The 16,082-nt window shown below is 73.0% G+C and carries 17 protein-coding genes; 8 read left to right on the forward strand and 9 right to left on the reverse strand.

Going from position 1 to position 16,082, the window contains the following annotated elements; genetic code table 11:
- Positions 1-90: 90 nt before the first annotated feature.
- Both AC5L30_RS06135 and AC5L30_RS06140 read left to right on the forward strand, forming a co-directional pair.
- Complete coding sequence (locus AC5L30_RS06135; RefSeq protein WP_494865922.1) at positions 91-672, forward strand: DNA-3-methyladenine glycosylase I; 582 nt, start codon at positions 91-93, stop codon at positions 670-672.
- A 13-nt stretch (positions 673-685) separates the two neighbouring features.
- On the forward strand, positions 686-1,309 hold the full coding sequence (locus AC5L30_RS06140; protein ID WP_494865923.1) for a hypothetical protein: 624 nt from the start codon (positions 686-688) through the stop codon (positions 1,307-1,309).
- Here AC5L30_RS06140 and AC5L30_RS06145 read toward each other — a convergent pair.
- Genes AC5L30_RS06145 through AC5L30_RS06160 form a run of 4 tightly spaced genes read right to left on the reverse strand, consistent with a single transcriptional unit; the run spans position 1,306 to position 5,534 of the window.
- Positions 1,306-2,547, reverse strand: a complete 1,242-nt coding sequence (locus AC5L30_RS06145; protein ID WP_494865924.1) for a DUF1501 domain-containing protein — start codon at positions 2,545-2,547, stop codon at positions 1,306-1,308. The two genes, AC5L30_RS06140 and AC5L30_RS06145, sit on opposite strands and share 4 nt — an antisense overlap.
- 14 nt (positions 2,548-2,561) lie before the next feature.
- On the reverse strand, positions 2,562-3,860 hold the full coding sequence (locus tag AC5L30_RS06150; RefSeq protein WP_494865925.1) for a DUF1800 domain-containing protein: 1,299 nt from the start codon (positions 3,858-3,860) through the stop codon (positions 2,562-2,564).
- Positions 3,861-3,919: 59 nt separating this feature from the next.
- On the reverse strand, positions 3,920-4,711 hold the full coding sequence (locus AC5L30_RS06155; RefSeq protein WP_494865926.1) for an enoyl-CoA hydratase-related protein: 792 nt from the start codon (positions 4,709-4,711) through the stop codon (positions 3,920-3,922).
- A 4-nt stretch (positions 4,712-4,715) separates the two neighbouring features.
- The gene (locus AC5L30_RS06160; protein WP_091394799.1) at positions 4,716-5,534 is read right to left on the reverse strand and encodes a PaaX family transcriptional regulator; all 819 of its coding nucleotides are present in this window, start codon (positions 5,532-5,534) and stop codon (positions 4,716-4,718) included.
- Between the two features lie 190 nt (positions 5,535-5,724).
- On the opposite strand from AC5L30_RS06160, the gene AC5L30_RS06165 reads away from it, so the two are divergent.
- Both AC5L30_RS06165 and AC5L30_RS06170 read left to right on the forward strand, forming a co-directional pair.
- Positions 5,725-5,892 carry a DUF3117 domain-containing protein gene (locus AC5L30_RS06165; protein ID WP_007455245.1) on the forward strand — a complete coding sequence of 56 codons (168 nt, stop codon included), beginning with the start codon at positions 5,725-5,727 and terminating at the stop codon, positions 5,890-5,892.
- Between the two features lie 146 nt (positions 5,893-6,038).
- Complete coding sequence (locus tag AC5L30_RS06170) at positions 6,039-7,514, forward strand: leucyl aminopeptidase family protein (protein ID WP_494865927.1); 1,476 nt, start codon at positions 6,039-6,041, stop codon at positions 7,512-7,514.
- 54 nt (positions 7,515-7,568) lie between these two features.
- On the opposite strand, the gene AC5L30_RS06175 is transcribed toward AC5L30_RS06170, so the two are convergent.
- Positions 7,569-8,141: an O-methyltransferase gene (locus AC5L30_RS06175; protein ID WP_494866086.1), complete on the reverse strand. Its 573-nt coding sequence runs from the start codon at positions 8,139-8,141 to the stop codon at positions 7,569-7,571.
- 296 nt (positions 8,142-8,437) lie between these two features.
- On the opposite strand from AC5L30_RS06175, the gene AC5L30_RS06180 reads away from it, so the two are divergent.
- Together AC5L30_RS06180 and AC5L30_RS06185 are read left to right on the forward strand one after the other, a co-directional pair.
- Entirely contained in the window at positions 8,438-9,874 is a 1,437-nt protein-coding gene (locus tag AC5L30_RS06180; protein WP_494866087.1) for a S1C family serine protease, read from the forward strand.
- A gap of 76 nt (positions 9,875-9,950) precedes the next feature.
- Positions 9,951-10,373: a twin-arginine translocase TatA/TatE family subunit gene (locus AC5L30_RS06185; RefSeq protein ID WP_494865928.1), complete on the forward strand. Its 423-nt coding sequence runs from the start codon at positions 9,951-9,953 to the stop codon at positions 10,371-10,373.
- Between the two features lie 349 nt (positions 10,374-10,722).
- Here the strand turns inward: AC5L30_RS06185 and AC5L30_RS06190 are convergent, their stop codons facing one another.
- From AC5L30_RS06190 to AC5L30_RS06200, 3 genes are all read right to left on the reverse strand, one after another.
- Positions 10,723-11,871, reverse strand: a complete 1,149-nt coding sequence (locus AC5L30_RS06190) for an Mrp/NBP35 family ATP-binding protein (RefSeq protein ID WP_494865929.1) — start codon at positions 11,869-11,871, stop codon at positions 10,723-10,725.
- 76 nt (positions 11,872-11,947) lie between these two features.
- A complete protein-coding gene (locus tag AC5L30_RS06195; RefSeq protein ID WP_494865930.1) occupies positions 11,948-12,598 on the reverse strand; it encodes a DUF1003 domain-containing protein in 651 nt (216 codons plus the stop codon).
- Complete coding sequence (locus AC5L30_RS06200; RefSeq protein WP_494865931.1) at positions 12,591-13,877, reverse strand: magnesium transporter MgtE N-terminal domain-containing protein; 1,287 nt, start codon at positions 13,875-13,877, stop codon at positions 12,591-12,593. The genes AC5L30_RS06195 and AC5L30_RS06200 overlap by 8 nt, the downstream gene beginning before the upstream one ends.
- A 33-nt stretch (positions 13,878-13,910) precedes the next feature.
- Here AC5L30_RS06200 and AC5L30_RS06205 point away from each other — a divergent pair, with 33 nt between their 5' ends.
- Together AC5L30_RS06205 and AC5L30_RS06210 are read left to right on the forward strand one after the other, a co-directional pair.
- Positions 13,911-14,780, forward strand: coding sequence for a PhzF family phenazine biosynthesis protein (locus tag AC5L30_RS06205; protein WP_494865932.1), 870 nt, complete (start codon positions 13,911-13,913; stop codon positions 14,778-14,780).
- A 12-nt stretch (positions 14,781-14,792) separates the two neighbouring features.
- Positions 14,793-15,323, forward strand: coding sequence for a hypothetical protein (locus AC5L30_RS06210; RefSeq protein ID WP_494865933.1), 531 nt, complete (start codon positions 14,793-14,795; stop codon positions 15,321-15,323).
- 8 nt (positions 15,324-15,331) lie between these two features.
- On the opposite strand, the gene AC5L30_RS06215 is transcribed toward AC5L30_RS06210, so the two are convergent.
- On the reverse strand, positions 15,332-16,051 hold the full coding sequence (locus AC5L30_RS06215; protein ID WP_494865934.1) for an HAD family hydrolase: 720 nt from the start codon (positions 16,049-16,051) through the stop codon (positions 15,332-15,334).
- Positions 16,052-16,082 lie beyond the last annotated feature (31 nt).

Below are 16,082 nucleotides of genomic sequence, written 5' to 3' on the forward strand. Positions count from 1 at the left end.
CACCTCGATCTACCGGTCAGTAACAAGCACCATAGGCAGCTCGACGGCCGGTGGCAATGGGTGTCGGACCGATGCCCTAGCGTGTACGAGGTGACTGACCTGGTGATCGGCGCCGATGGGCTGGCTCGCTGCGCCTGGGGGTCGAGCACCCCCGACTACGCCATTTACCACGACACCGAGTGGGGGCGGCCGCTGCACGGCGATGACGCGCTCTACGAACGGATGACGCTGGAGGCGTTCCAGTCCGGGTTGTCCTGGCTGACCATCCTGCGCAAGCGTCCGGCGTTCCGGCTGGCCTTCGACGAGTTCCACATCCCGACCGTCGCCCGCTACGACGACACCGACGTGACCCGGCTGCTCGCCGACGCCGGCATCGTCCGCAACCGGGCCAAGATCGAGGCGGCGATCGCCAACGCTCGCGCCGCGTTGGAGCTGCCCGAGGGCCTCTCCGCGCTGCTCTGGTCCTTCGCGCCGGAGCCCCGGCCGGCTCGCCCCGCCTCGTTCGCCGAGCTCGCGCCGATCACCCCGGAGTCGACGGCGATGGCCAAGGCACTCAAGAAGCGCGGCTTCCGGTTCGTCGGCCCCACCACCGCGTACGCGCTGATGCAGGCCACCGGAATGGTCGACGATCACATCGTCGGCTGTCATGTCACCCTCCCATCGGCGGCGTGATGAGATGGCAGGCATGACGACCGAGACCGCGCACCGGGCCGGTGCGGCCGGCAACGCCGACGGGGTGGGCGCCTGGGCGGTGCTGCTGCCCGCCGAGCGGTACGAGGCCGAGCGGCTCGTGCACCACGACACGCTGGAGCTGACCGGGCTGACCGACGTCTCCCGGCCGGGGCCGGGAGACCAGGTGGCCGTGCTGGTCGACGCGCCGCCACGGCTGGTGGCCCTCGGCCGGGTCAGCGCGCCGGGTCAACGCCACCGCGAAGACCCGGACGACCCGCAGTCCCCGGTCGAGCCGGGGACGCTCGTCGTCGCGTACACCCGGCGGGCCTTCGACGAGCCGGTGCCGGCCGACCTGCTGACGCTCGACGGGCCGGTCACCGCACTGGAGCCGGCGGCCTTCCGGGCGCTGGCCGACCAGCTCGGCCCGCCCCCGGCGCGGCGCACCTGGCTGGTCAGCCTCGACCTGCCGATCGAGGCCGGCACCCCCGCCGAGGCGGTTCGGCTGTTCTGGTCCTACGTGCAGGAGTTGGGGCCGCGTGAGCTGCCCGCCTTCGTCTCGCCGGCCGGTGACGAGCTGGCCATGCGGGCCTTCGTGCTGGGCGAGCAGGCCAACCAGGACCCGGAAGAGGACGACTAGAAGAGCTTGTCCACCCGTCCCCGCCAGTCGGCGAGGACCGGGCCCGGGTCGGTGTCCAGCACCCGCTCCAGCAGCGTGGCGTAGACGTCCCGGAAGTCGGTGGTGAATTTCAGATCGCCGTCGTCGAGGTCGGTGAGGCTCGGCGGCGCGCCGTGCCAGCCGCCCCGGACGCCCGCGCCGAGCAGCAACACGTCCGAGGCGGTGCCGTGGTCGGTGCCGTCCGAGGCGTTGGCTCGTACCCGACGGCCGAACTCGGAGTAGACCGCCACCACCACCTTCCGGCCCGCCTCGGTGCGGCTCATCCGGTCGGCGAACCCGGTCAACGCCCGGTCCAGCTGACTCAGCAGGACGGCCTGCAACTGCAACTCGTCGGCGTGCGTGTCGAAGCCGCCCAGCGACACCGAGAAGACCCGGGTGGAGACTCCCGCCTCGACACACTGCGCGACCAGGTCGAGCTGTGCGTCCAGCGGGGTGCGTGCCCCGCCGGTGGCCGTCGCGGGGGCCTGCTCGCCGTCCGGGTCCGCCGTGTCGGGGTCGGCGGAATCGCGTACCTGGCGGATCATCTCGTCCACCGACCGTAGGTCGGCGAAGCAGGCGGCGGCTCGACCCCGTGCCGCCGACTCGCCCGCCTCCGCGGCGGCGAACGCGGTGAGCGTCTCCGCGGGCAGCCCCTTGGCGGCCTTCCGGTCGGTCACCGGCACGGCCGCGCCGGCGCTCTGCGCCCCGGCCAGCAGCGGGGGCAGCGCCGGCTCGAAGGAGACCGCCAGCCGGGGGTCGCCGCCGGCGGAGTCCAGCCAACGGCCCAGCCACCCGGTGTTGCCCGGCCGGTCCGGTTGCGCGGTGTGCCAGATGTCCATCGACCGGAAGTGGCTGCGGTCCGGTTTCGGGTAGCCGACCCCGCGCACGATCGCCAGCCCACCACCGGACCAGCGCTGGTGCAGGCCGGCCAGCGCCGGGTTGAGACCGAAGTCGTCGTCCAACCGCCGCACCTCCCCGTCCGGGTACGCCAGCTCGGGGCGAGCCGCCCGGTAGGCCGGGTCGCCGTACGGGATGACCGTGTTGAGCCCGTCGTTGCCCCCGTAGAGGGTCACCAGCACCAGGGTGCGGGACTGCGGGTCGCGGTCCCCGGCGGTGTCCAGCAGGTCCCGCAGGCTGTACGCGCCGGCCCCGGCGGCCAGCGCGCCCGCGCCGACCACCCCGCTGGTCAGCAGGAACCTGCGTCGGGTCAGGGTGTCCATGTCGACTCCTCCGCTCAGCTGACGGTGTATTCGGGGCTGACCAGGCCGGCGGCCAGCAGCTTGCGGGGCTCACCGGCCAGCGGGGTGAGGGCGGCGCGGGTGCGTGGGCCCCAGCCGTCGACCACCAGCAGTCGGGCCAGCGCGTCGGGTCGGCCGGCGGTGGGCGCGGCGGTCAGCCGGGCCAGCACGGCTGGCGCCGTGGCGGCGGCCAGCACGCCGGCCGTCCGCAGCCGGGCCTGCAACGACGAGGTGGTCAGCCAGGCGGCCCCGGCCGGCCAGCCGCCCACGCTCGGTGGGCGCAGCGGCACCTGGTCCAGCGCGTTCAGGCCGGCCAGTAGTTGTTTGCGTTGCTGCTCGGGCAGCGCGGACGGTCGGATGCCGAGCTGCCGTAGCGCACCGACCAGCCACTCCACCGGCTGCTTCACCAGCGTGCCCCGGGTCTGCGCGAAGGCCGGTGCGGAGAAGAGCGCGCGCAGGGTAGCGATGGTGTCCGGGCCGGCCAGGCCGCCCGGTGCCGGGGTCTCGGCGCCCGCGTAACGGAACCAGAGCCGACCGGCCACGAACGTCGCCGCCGCCGGTTGGGCGGCCAGCAGACCGGCGTACGCCTCGGCGTCGAACCGGCCGCTCTGCCCGAGGATGCTCTTCTCGCCGGGATCGTGCCGACGGGCCTCGAAGCGGGCCGCGCCGGTACGCCGGTCCACCACCCAGCCGGTCAGCGCCCGCGCGCCGGCCTTCACATCAGCCTCGCTGTAGGCGCCGATGCCGAGGGTGAACAGCTCCATCAGCTCGCGGGCCAGATTCTCGTTCGGCGCCTTGCGGGTGTTCTTCTGCCCGTCCAGCCAGAGGATCAGGGCGGGGTCGCGCACCATCGCGGCGACCAGCGGGCCCAGCGGCCCACGACCGTGCCGGCGTAGCGTCGCCAACTGGCCCACCATCAGCCGCGCCGACTTGACCTTCTGCGCGCTGGTGGCCCAGTGCCCGTGCCAGAAGAAGAGTAACTTCTCGGTCAGCCCGTCCTCGGCGGCCACCATCCGGTCCAGCCACCCCTCGGTGACCTGTTGGAGTTGCTTGCGGCGCTCCGCGTTGGCCTGCTGCCGCTGCTCGCGGGTGGAATCCTTGGTCAGCTCGGCGTACGGGTCGGCGGGCAGTGCCGGGACCGGAGTGGCCGCCGCACCCCGGTCCGTCGCCGGCGGGGTGAGCAGCCGCTCCAGGGTTGCCGCCGGCCCGGCCCGCTCGGCCGCGTCCACCTCGTCGGCGGTCGGCCCGAAGGTGGCCCGGCGCAGCAGGTGCGCCACCGCTTCACGATCGCTCATACCGGCCGACGCTAGGCGGCCCGTATTCGAGGACGGTAAGGGCGGCGTCCGGATCGCGTTCAGCGTCCCTCGAAGACCGGTTTCTGCTTGCCGACGAAGGCGAGCGTGGCCGCCCGGTGGTCGGCGGTGGCGCCGCAGATCGACTGGGCCTGCGCCTCGGCGGAGAGGGCGTCGGCGAGGGTGCCGGCGTCGGCGATGGAGAGCTGCCGCTTGATCGCCCCGTACGCGACGGTCGGGCCGGCGGCGAGGCGGGCGGCCAACTCCTGGGCGACGGGCAACACCTGCTCGTCGTCGTCCGCCAACCGGTTGAGCAGGCCCAACCGGCAGGCTTCCTCGGCGCGCACCGGCTCGGCCAGCATCAACAACTCCACCGCCTTGGCGTGGCCGACCAGTCGGGGCAACGTCCAGGAGGCGCCGGTGTCGGCGGCGAGACCGACCTTGGCGAAGGCCATCAGGAAGCTGGTGGTCGGACCGCCGATGCGGATGTCGGCCAGGAACGCCAGCGACGCGCCCGCCCCGGCGGCCATGCCACGGACCGCGGCGATCACCGGCTTGGGCAGGTTGGCGAGCCGGGCGGCGATCGGGTTGTAGTGCGCCCGCACGGTGCCCAACGGGTCACTGGCGGAGTTCTCCAGGGTGGCCACGTGCTCGCGCAGGTCCTGACCGGCGCTGAACGACCCGCCGGCCCCGGCCAGGACGACCGCGCGGCAGGACCGGTCGGTCTCCAGCTCCGCCAGGGCGTCCCGCAGCGCCTCCTTGAGCGCCACGTCGAGCGCGTTCATCGCGTTCGGCCGGTTCAGCGTGAGGGTGACGACGGCGTCGGTCCGGTCGACCAGCAGCGGCTCGGTCACGTGTCTAACGACCCTTCTGTCGGACGATGCGGTTGCCGGCGTCGAGGCACTGTTCGACGTACCGGTCGGCGGCCGGACGCAGGCGGGCCGCGTGCCGATCGAAGAAACTGGCCGCCGCGGTGCCAGGCCACCGCTCGGGCAGCAGCGCCGGGGGCAGCTGCGGATCCTGGAAGAGGAACGTACGCCACGCGTGCACCAGGCGGAATCGCGTCGCGTACGCCTCCTCGTCGCTGCTGCGCACGGTGACCGCGGCGAGCAGCGGACGCTGGTCGGCGACGAACCGCTCGTAGGCGCGGCCGATCTCGGCCAGGTTCCAGGCGCGTCGGACCACGCCCATCGCGCCCGGGGTGCCGGAGAAGTGCGAGGCGGTGAACCGCTCGAACCGGATGCCGGTCTCGGCGAGGAGCAGGTCGACATCCTCGGCCGGGCGGGTGGCGACCCAGGTCTGCTCGTCCAGCGTCCCGTAGCCGAGGAAGCTCAGGTTGGCGGCGAGCCGCTGGCGGTCCCGCCGGGAGCCCGGGGCCTCCAACACCAGCAGATCGAACCGGCCGTCCCAGGTGACCCGGCCGGTCCGGTAGATCCTGGCCGCTGCCTCGTCGAGTCGGCGGGCGGCTTTCGGTGTGATCGAATATCCCGGTCCGGAGACCAACCGGAGGGGCTCGAGCCAGCCCTGACGCACCATCCGGGAGACAGCGGTGCGAACTGCCGGCGGTGCGATTCCCAGCGGCGCCAGTAGCTTGACCAGGGCAGCAACCGGTGCCCGGCCACCCCTCGGACGGAGGTGGTCGCCGTACAGGTCGAAGAGTGCCGACCGTGCCTGCATGACCGCACATTGTGACAGGCCTTCTCAAGATAAGCTAGATGCTGTTACATCAATGCTGCTCCGGTTTGGGTCCGGCGGTGTTCATCAGGGAAAATCGTTGGTCGACACCCCCGTGACCGTTGCGGGTGGTCGTGACGAAGTGGCTGTGGGGCAACCCACCGACCCTGGTGTAGGTCTGAGGGGAGACAACATGGCGGCGATGAAGCCGCGGACGGGCGACGGTCCGCTGGAAGTCACCAAGGAGGGGCGGGGCATCGTCATGCGGGTCCCGCTGGAGGGCGGTGGCCGGCTCGTCGTCGAGATGACTCCCGACGAGGCCAACGCGCTCGGTGACGCACTGAAGGCAGCGGCCGGCTGAGTGAGGAGTGCTCCGGGCGGCGCGAGCCGCCCGGAACGTTCTTCGGACCCTGAGCCACCGGAATCGCCGGTGGCTCAGGGTCTTCAACGCTGCGGGCAGGTGGGTTCGCCTCCGGTCCGCGACACTTCCTGGAGGTTCGGTTCCGCGTGCTCGCCATCCGTCTGATCGCCGAGCCCGACCGGCTCGACGTCCTCGTCCTGCCCGTCCGCCCGGCCGATTCGACGGTGGAAGGTGACACCTCGGCCGAGCCCATGTCGACCGCCGTGGCCGCCCCGGACGGCACGGCCGACGAGGCCGCCGCGCTGGCGTCAGCCGCCCGACTGACGGGCCGGGCCGGCGAGATCCACACCCAGCTGCGCCCCGGAGGTACCCCGGGCCGGCTGCTGCTGCTGGGCATCGGTGACGGCGACGAGGCGGCCTGGCGGGCCGCTGGCGCGGCCCTGGCCCGCGCCGCCACAGCTGAGACGCATATCACCATCGCCCTGCCGGCCGAGGTGACCCCGGCCGCGGTTCGCGGGTTGACCGAGGGCCTGCTGCTCGCCCCGTACCGGTTCCGACTCACCGGGGCCGGCGACCGGCCGGCGCTCACCGGCGTCGACCTGCTGCTCGACGACCCGACCGGGTACGAGGACATTCTCGCCACCGCCCGGACCACGGCCGCGATGACCCATCTCGCCCGGGACCTGACCAACACCCCCTCCTCGGTGAAGACCCCGCAGTGGTTCGCCGACCAGGTGGCCTCCGCCGCAGCCGATCTTCCGGACCTGCGGCTGCGGGTCCGTGGCCCGGCCGAGCTGGCCACCGAGGGCTTCGGCGGAATCCTCGCCGTGGGCGGTGGCTCCGCCAGCGGACCCCGGCTCGTCGAACTGGACTGGCACCCCGCCAATGCGCGTACCCACGTGGTGCTGGTCGGCAAGGGCATCACCTTCGACACCGGCGGAATCTCGATCAAGCCGGTGGCGTCGATGAAGCTGATGCGCAAGGACATGGCCGGCGCGGCCGCGGTCGTCGCCGCGACCCTGGGCGCCGCCGCACTGCGGCTGCCGGTCCGGATCACCACGTTGGCCCCGCTCGCCGAGAACATGGTCAGCGGCTCGGCGTTCCGCCCCGGCGACGTCATCCGGCACTACGGCGGCATCACCAGCGAGACGACCAACTCCGACGCCGAGGGACGGCTGGTCCTCGCCGACGCGCTGGCGTACGCGGTGCAGCAGCTCAAGCCGGACCTGCTGCTCGACCTGGCAACGCTTACCGGCGCGAACTCGGTGGCGCTGGGCAAGCGCACCGCCGCCCTGTACAGCGAGAACGACGAACTGGCCGCCAGCGTGCAGGCGGCGGCCGAGGCGGCCGGCGAGTCGGCATGGCGGATGCCGCTGCACACCGACTACGTCGAATACCTCGGCAGCGAGATCGCCGACCTCTACAGCGCGCCGACGCAGGGTGCCGGCTCGGTGCTGGCCGCGCTCTACCTGCGCGAGTTCACCGGCGAACTACGGGACCGCTGGCTGCACCTGGACATGTCCGCCCCGTCCTGGGCCGACGGCGACCAGGCAGAGGTCAGCCGCGGCGCCACCGGCTGGGGCGTCCGGTCGTTGCTCCGCTGGCTCGCCGACGTCAACTAGGGCGTGGGTCGAAGACTCGGCTCGACCGAGGCTTCGACCCGTCCTGGGCCCCGGTCAGCACTTCACCGCGGCGAGCAGCCCGTGCCCGACCGGAAGCAGCGCGGGAATCCAGTGCTCGGACTCCCGGACCGCCTTGATCGTCTCGCGAACCGTCACCGTCTCTGCGTCCCGGGCGGCCGGGTCGCCGATCCGGCCGCTGGCCAGCACGCCGTTGAGCGCCAGCACGCCCCCCGGGCGCAACAGCCGCAGCGCCGCCTCCACACAGGCATGGAAGCCGGTCGCCTCGGCGTCCACGAAGACCAGGTCGTACGCACCGTCGGCGAGCCGGGGCAGCACGTCGAGCGCCCGGCCGGTGATGATCCGGGTGCGGCCGGCCGCGAAGCCGGCCTCGGCGAAGATCCGCCGGGCGATCCGCTGGTGCTCCACCTCCACGTCGATGGTGGTGAGCACGCCGTCGGCGCGCATGCCGCGCAGCAACCAGACGCCGCTCACCCCGGTGCCGGTGCCGATCTCCACCACCGCACGGGCATTGCCGGCGGCGGCCAGCAGCCGCAGCGCCGCTCCCGCGCCGGGAGTGACCGCGTCGAGGCCCACCTCCCGGGCCAGGCTGCGGGCGGTGCGGAGCACGAGATCCTCGGTGACGTACGACTCGGCGAACTGCTGAGCCTGCGTCGTCGAACTGCCGGAACCGGCGACCGTGGCGATGGGGCACCTCCGGGGGCGGTGCGTGGTGCGGGGGCGGGTTGGCACTGTGAGCGTAGAGGCGACCGTCGTGGGGCGCAGCCGCGCCTCCGCCGGAAGCGATCACCGGGGCAACCGCTGACTGCACCGCGTACATCCGTGCAATCCTGGAGGCGGTATCCCGTCAGCCGCGACCAGACCGGCCCGTGGCCGGGCGACGCGGCGCGGGATCCGGGGACGGACTGGGAGGCACCGACGTGACCGACGGCTGGGACTGGCGCCGGGGCGGTGAGACTCCGGCTCCGGCGCGACCGCCCGGGGCAGGAGCCCTGTCGGTGGGGCCGCCGACCATGCCGGGGGCTGACCGCACGCCCCTCGGCTCGCCAGGCGCCGGGCCGGCACCGAGTTGGCCGGCGTCTCCGACCGGGCCGGCACCGAGTTGGCCGGGATCGGCCGCAGGCGGGCCCAACTCGGCCGACGCGTCGCCCTGGTGGTCCGACGCGCTCGCCGATCCCTGGCGCGACCCGGCGGCGCCGACCGCGGTGGTGGTGCCCGCAGTGGTGACCCCCGGCACCGAGCCCGAGCCGGTCACCGACCCCGACGCGCCAGGCCGGCCGACACTGCGCCACCTCTTGCTCATCCCCGTGATCACCGCGCTGCTGGCCGGCACCCTCGGCGGTGCGCTGGGCTACGCGTTCGCAGTCCGTGGCGGCGCTGGTGCGGCGGTCCTCGGTGCTGCGCCCGCGGAGGTGCCAGCGCTGGCGCAGCGCAAACCGGAGTCGCTGGCCGGGGTCGCCGAGCGGGTCCTGCCCAGCGTGGTCACCGTACGGGTGAGCAGCCTCGGCGGAACCAGTGAGGGCTCCGGGTTCATCGCCACCGCCGACGGCCATGTGATCACCAATGACCATGTGGTGGCCGGCGGCACCGGCAAGGCCTCGGTGGTCTTCAACGACGGCAGCACCGCGCCGGCGACCATCGTCGGCCAGGACGCGGAGTCGGACATCGCGGTGATCAAGGTGAGTCGTCCCGGGCTGCGGCCGGTGGAGTTCGGCGACTCCGACGCGCTGGCGGTCGGCGACCCGGTGCTCGCCATCGGCTCGCCGTTGTCGCTGGCCAACACGGTCACCGCCGGCATCGTGAGTGCCCTGGACCGGACGATGCAGGCCGGCGAGCCGGGCGGCCCGGTGCGCTACTACGCCGCCATCCAGACCGATGCCGCGGTCAACCACGGCAACTCGGGCGGTCCACTGGTCGACGGCGCCGGCCGGGTGGTCGGGGTGAACTCCACCATCAAGTCACTGGTCGCCGAGGGGCAGGAGGCGGGCAACATCGGGCTCGCCTTCGCCATCCCGATCAACCAGGCCAAGCGGGTGACCCAGGACATCATCGGCACCGGCAAGGCCCGGCGTACGGTGATCGGCGCCCGGGCGGACGGCCCGACCGGGGTTGTCGGGGGTGGCCTGCGGCTGGCCGAGGTGGAGCCGTCCGGCCCCGCGGACGGCGCCGGGTTGAAGGTCGGCGACGTGATCCTCAAGATCAACGGGCGGCCGATGACTGAGCCGACGGACCTGACCGCGTTGGTCCGCAAGTACGCGCCGGGCTCGGTCGTGACCGTCGAGTATCGGCGGGGCTCCGCCCGGCAGAACACCTCGGTAACTCTCGCTGCGGACGCCAAGTGAACAGCGGCGCACCCCTTGCCCGAAAGCGGTCCGCCGTGCGTAGTCTTGCTGCTGACGCCGAGAGGAGGCCCGCGGGATGCTCGACAACCTGAACTGGTGGGAGATCGGGGCGCTGCTGCTCCTGGCGCTGCTGATCTTCGGCGACCGGCTCCCCGCCGTCATCACCGACGGCCTGCGGTTGGTGCGCAACCTGCGCAACATGGCCCGTAACGCCACCGGCGACCTGAGCCGCGAGCTGGGCACCGACATCCAGCTGGAAGACCTGCACCCGAAGGCGTTCATCCGCAAGCACCTCCTCAGCGAGGAGGACGAGGCGGCGATCCGCAAGCCGTTGCAGGGCGTCTACGACAACCTGCGCGCGGACGTCAGCGGCGTACACAACGACCTGAAGGACGTGGCCAACGCCGCCGACCTCCGGTCGAACGAGGCCCGGCCCGGCACGGCCACCAGCACCCCCTCGGCGCCGGCCCCTCGGGCCAGCTACGACGACGCCACCTGACCGACCCGTACCCTTGACCGGCTCGTACCCGCGCGGCCCGGACTCCGGCCGGTCGCTTTCTTTGATCGACTCGGTTTTCAGGAAGTCGGCCCTTCAACCGGCGTGGAATGCCGCGACTTCCGGAAACCCGAGTTGACCATGCCGGCCATGCCCCTCGGCCCGGCTCCGCAGCCCACGACGGCCCCGAGCAGCCCACGACGGCCCCGAGCAGCCCACGACGCCCCGAGCAGCCCACGCCGGCCCCCGCAGTCCACGCCGGCCACGTCTTGGCGGCCTGCCTGGACCCCCACCGACACGACTCAGCCCGCCGGCCAACAGTGGCCGACGGGCTGACGGTGTTCGTGGTTGGTCAGCGACCGGCGGGCTTGAGGCCGAGAGGCTTGCCGAGCAGTGACTCGCGGCGCAGCGCGAGCCGGTCGGCGATCGTGCCGAGTGCCTGCGCGGCCGGGGACTCCGGCTCGGCCAGCACGATCGGGTTGCCGGCGTCGCCGGCCTCGCGGACCCGGGTGTCCAGGGGGATCTGGCCGAGCAGCGGCACCTGAGCGCCGATGGTCCGGCTCAGCGACTCGGCCACGGCCGTGCCGCCGCCGGCACCGAAGATCTCCATCCGGGAGCCGTCCGGCAGCTCCAGCCAGGACATGTTCTCGATGACGCCGACCACCCGTTGGTGGGTCTGCAGGGCGATCGCCCCGGCCCGTTCCGCCACCTCGGCGGCGGCGGTCTGCGGGGTGGTGACGATCAGGATCTCCGAGTTGGGCAGCAACTGGGCCAGCGAGATGGCCACGTCACCCGTGCCCGGCGGCAGGTCGAGCAGGAGCACGTCCAGGTCGCCCCAGTAGACGTCGGCCAGGAACTGTTGCAGCGCCCGGTGCAGCATCGGGCCGCGCCATACGACCGCGGCGTTGCCGGAGGTGAACATGCCGATGGAGATCACCTTCACGCCGTGCGACTGCGGCGGCATGATCATGTCTTCAACCCGGGTGGGCCGGGCCTCCGTGCCGAGCATCCGGGGCACCGAGTGGCCGTAGATGTCCGCGTCGACCACCCCGACGGAGAGCCCACGGGCGGCGAGCGCCGCCGCCAGGTTGACCGTCACGCTGGACTTGCCGACGCCGCCCTTGCCGCTGGCCACCGCGTAGACGCGGGTGCGCGAGCCGGGCTGGGCGAACGGGATGACCGGCTCCTCGGTGGCGCCGCCGCCGCGCAACTGCGATTGCAACGACTGCCGCTGCTCGGGGGACATCACCCCAAAGTCGATCTCCACGCCGGTGACGCCGGGCACCGCGGCGACGGCGGCGGTGATGTCGTTACGCAGTTTGTCCTTCAGCGGGCAGCCGGCGACGGTGAGCAGCAGCTCGACGCGGACGACACCGCTGGCACCGATCGTGGCGGAACGGACCATGCCCAGCTCGGTGATGGGCCGGCGGATCTCCGGGTCGTTGACGGTGGCCAGGGCGGCCTGGATCGCGTCCTCGACGGTGCTCACGGGTGCTGACATGCCCGCAATGCTACGTCGCGGGGCATCCGTTGCCGCCGCTGCCCGGGGCGGTGTGAGCCAATCGATGACCCGTCGGTCAGCTCTCTGACCGGCGCGGGCCGGCGCCGTCCGGCCGGGCCTCCCGGGTGAGGTCGCCGTCCAGGTCGTCACGGGGTTCGTCCAGGCCGACACCGTCGGTCGGCCGCTGGCCCCGTCGCTCCTGCCGGCTGTCCTTCTCCTGCTGGCGGCGCTCCAGTCGTTGCCGACGTTGCCCCATCTCGTCCAACTCCTCGGCCAGCCGGGCCAGCTCGGAGCGGAGGAAGTCGCGGGTGGCGACCTCACCCAGCGCGATCCGCAGGGCGGCGATCTCCCGGGCCAGGTACTCGGTGTCCGCCTTCTGTGCGGTGGCTCGCCGTCGGTCCTCCTCCAGCGCCACCCGGTCCCGGTCGGCCTGCCGGTTCTGGGCCAGCAGGATCAGCGGGGCCGCGTAGCTGGCCTGCAAGGACAGCACCAGGGTCAGGAACGTGAAGGTGTACGGGTCGAAGCGCAGGTTCGCCGGGGCCAACGTGTTCCAGACGAACCAGATCGTGATCACCACGGTCATGACGACGATGAAGTTCGCGGTGCCCATGCCCCGGGCGATGCCCTCGGACCACCGACCGAACGCCTCCGCGTCGAACCGGGGCAGCTTCACGCCCCGGGGCTCGCGTGGCTGGTCGAGACGCTCCGTCCGCCGCTGGTCAGCCATCCGCGCCGTCCAGCGTGGTGTCGGTGGTGCCCGAGGCGGCCAGGGTGTCGCGGTCCCGCCAGTCCCGGGGTAGCGAGTGGTCCAGCACGTCGTCCACCGTCACGGCGCCGACCAGCCGGTTGTTCCGGTCGATCACCGGCATGGCGACCAGGTCGTAGGTGGCCATCCGGCGGGTGATCTCCGGCAGCGGCGTGGTGGGGCGTAGTGGGTCGATGTCGTTGACCACCACCTTGCCCAGTAGGTCGGCCGGGGGCTCGCGCAGCAGCGCCTGGAAATGCACCATGCCCAGGTAGCGGCCGGTCGGCGTGTTCTGCGGTGCCCGGGTCACGAAGACCTGCGCGGCGACGGCGGGGGAGAGCTGTGGTTCCCGGATCCGGGCCAGCGCCTCGGCGACGGTGGCGTCCGGCGGCAGGATGACCGGCTCCGAGGTCATCACACTGCCCGCCGTGCCCGGGGTGTACTTCAGCAGCTGACGTACCGGGTCGGCCTCGTCCGGCTCCATCAGGTCCAGCAGCACGTCCTGCTCGGGTGGGGGCAGCTCGTTGAGCAGGTCCGCGGCGTCGTCCGGGTCCATCTCCTCCAGCACGTCGGCGGCCCGCTCCCGGTCGAGGGCGGCGAGGATCTCCACCTGGTCGTGCTCCGGCAGCTCGCTGAGCACGTCGGCCAGCCGCTCGTCGTCCAGTGCGGCCGCGACCTCGTTGCGCCGCGCGTCGGGCAGATCCTGCAACGCGTTGGCCAGGTCGGCGGGGCGCATGTCCTCCAGGACGGCGAGCAGGTTGGCCGTACCCCGGTTGTCGGCGATGCCGCTGAGCCCGCGCACCCGGTCCCACTCGACCTGGTGCAGGTGGCCGCGGCGGCTGAGTCGACCGGTCTGCTCGCGTACGGCGACTCGGGTCAGTGACCACTCGCCGCCCCGGCTGCACTCCATCGCGACGTCCACGACCGCGCCGGGCTGGCCGCCCGGGTCGAGTTGCACCCGCCGGTCGAGCAGCTCCTGGAGCACCAGCAGCTCGTTCGGGCGCTTTTCGAACCGGCGCAGGTTGAGGGTGCCGGAGCCGAGCACGACGGCGTCCGCGTCGATGGAGGTGATCCGGTTGATGGACAGAAAGATCCGACGACGCATCGGCATCTCGGCGACGAGGCCCACCACCTCCGGCGGACGTTTGGTCGCCCGGAGCCGGGCCACGGCGTCACGAACCCGCCCCACCTGATCGCCGTTTGGGTCGAAGACGGCGACTCCGGCGAGGCGGGCGATGTAGACCCGGGTCGGCGTGCTCACGGGCACCAGCCTAAGCGCCTAGTGTTTATCAACATGTCGACCTTGGCCTACGAGATCGTGGACGTCTTCACCGACCGCCCCTTCGCCGGCAACCCGCTGGCGGTGGTGTTCGGCGCGGAGGCGCTGGCCACCGAGCAGATGCAGGCGCTCGCCCTGGAGTTCAACCTCTCCGAGACGGTGTTCGTGCTGCCCCCGACCCAGGTCGGCAGCACCTACCGGGCCAGGATCTTCACGCCGGTGGAGGAGTTGCCGTTCGCCGGGCACCCCAGCGTCGGCGCGGCGGTCACCGCGTGCCGGCGGGGCATGTTCGGTGTGGGGCAGGTCACCCAGGAGTGCCGGGCCGGTGTGCTGCCGATCGAGGTGACCGCGTCCGGCGCGACGCTGACCGGTGGCACCCCGACCCTCGGGCCGGAGCTGGACCCGGAGCCGTTGCTGGAGATCGCCGGGCTGGTCGCCGACGACCACGTCGGGCCCGCCCCACGGGTCGCCGGCTGCGGGCTGGAGTTCCCGTACCTGCCGGTGCGGCCGGAGTCGGTGGCCCGCGCCCGGGTGAACCCGGCGGCGGCGCAGCGGTACGGGGTGTCGCACGTCAGCGTCTTCTCCTGGAACGCGGACGCGCAAACCGCGCACGCCCGGGTCTTCGTGCCGGGGATCGGCGTTCCGGAGGACCCGGCAACCGGTTCGGCGGCGCTCGGCCTCGGTGTCTGGCTGGTGGCGAGTGGTCTGTTGCCCGGTGAGGGGCGGTCGGAGTACGCGGTGCGTCAGGGCGTGGAGATGAACCGCCCGTCCGCGTTGGCCTGCACGGTCACCGCGGCGAACGGCGTGGCGGTTGGCGCGACGGTCGCCGGTCAGGTGATGCCGGTGGCCCGGGGTGAGATCGCCGTGCCGCCGTTCGTGGGCTGAGCGGAGGCGCCGATGCGGGAGGATGCGGGTGTGACGGACGAGGACGCCCCCGGGGGCACCCCACTGGTCGACGAGGCGATGAAGAAAGCCGCCGTGGCCTGGATCAGCGTTGCCGGCGGGCCCGCGCTCGCGCTCTGGTGCGCCCCGTTGGAGGGCGCGCTGCTGGTGGTCAGCGGGCCGGGCGAGCAGGCCGCACCGGGTCTGGCCGACGCGACCGAGGCCCAGGTCACCCTGCGCGGCGACCACGGCGGTCGGATCGTCACCTGGCCGGCCCGGGTGAGCCGGTTGCGGCCGGGCACCGAGGCGTGGGACGTCACCGCGCCGCTGGTGGCGGCGAAGCGCCTCAACGCGCCCGGTCCGACCGCTGATCTGGTGGCCCGCTGGGCCGCCGACGGCTGCGCGGTGAACCGGCTCGCCCCGGCCGGTGCGCCGCTGGCCGGAGCGGAGTTGCCGGCCGACGCGCAGGCCGAGCCGCCCCGGCCGACTCCGGCGGTCCGGGCCACCCGCAAGCCGTTCCGCCTGCACCGGGTCCGCCGCCGCTGATCAACTGATCAGCCCGCCCGACCGCCGACCCCCGCCACCGCGGCGTCGGCGTCGACGAGGGCGAGCACCTCACCCAGGGTGCCGAGGGTGCGGCCGTGCCAGTCCCGGTCGGCGTTGAACACCATGTGCGTGGCCAGATCCGGTGCGGCGAGCCGGACGGCGGTCATCCCGGCCCGCTCGGCGCCGGTTAACTCCTGGCTGCCGCCGTCACCGACGTAGAGGCAGTCGCCGGGCACGAGCCCGAGCCGCTGGCAGGCGGTCAGGTAGAGCGCCGGATCCGGCTTGCACCGCCCGACCTGCACCGAGAAGACCCGTACGTCGAGCAGCGGGGCGATCGCGAGCTGCGGCAGGAAGGCCGGCAGTTCGTGCGTACAGTCGCTGATCACGCCGGTACGCAGGCCGCGCTGGCGCAGGGCCGCCAGCACCGGCACCGCGTCGGTCCGCAGCCAGGTGTCCGCGCGGACCGCCCGGTGCCGGGACGCCACGGCCGCCCGCACCGCGTGGTCACTGGGGTCCACGCCGACCTGGGCGCACACCCAGCGCAGGGTCGCCTCCGCGTTGCCGAGCTGGCCGGTGGCCCGCTCGTAGTAGGTGCGGTCCAGCACCTCGGTCAACGTGTCGGTGTGGCACCCGAGCAGCTCGGCGGTGCCGAGGTGGGCGACGCCGCGCTGCACCGAACGGGTCAGGGTGCCGAAGAAGTCGAACAGCACCGCCTGGTAGCTGGGCATGGGGGAACGCCTCCGGGCGGTCGAGGGTCGC

This window comes from Micromonospora sp. BQ32 (genome assembly GCF_059358895.1).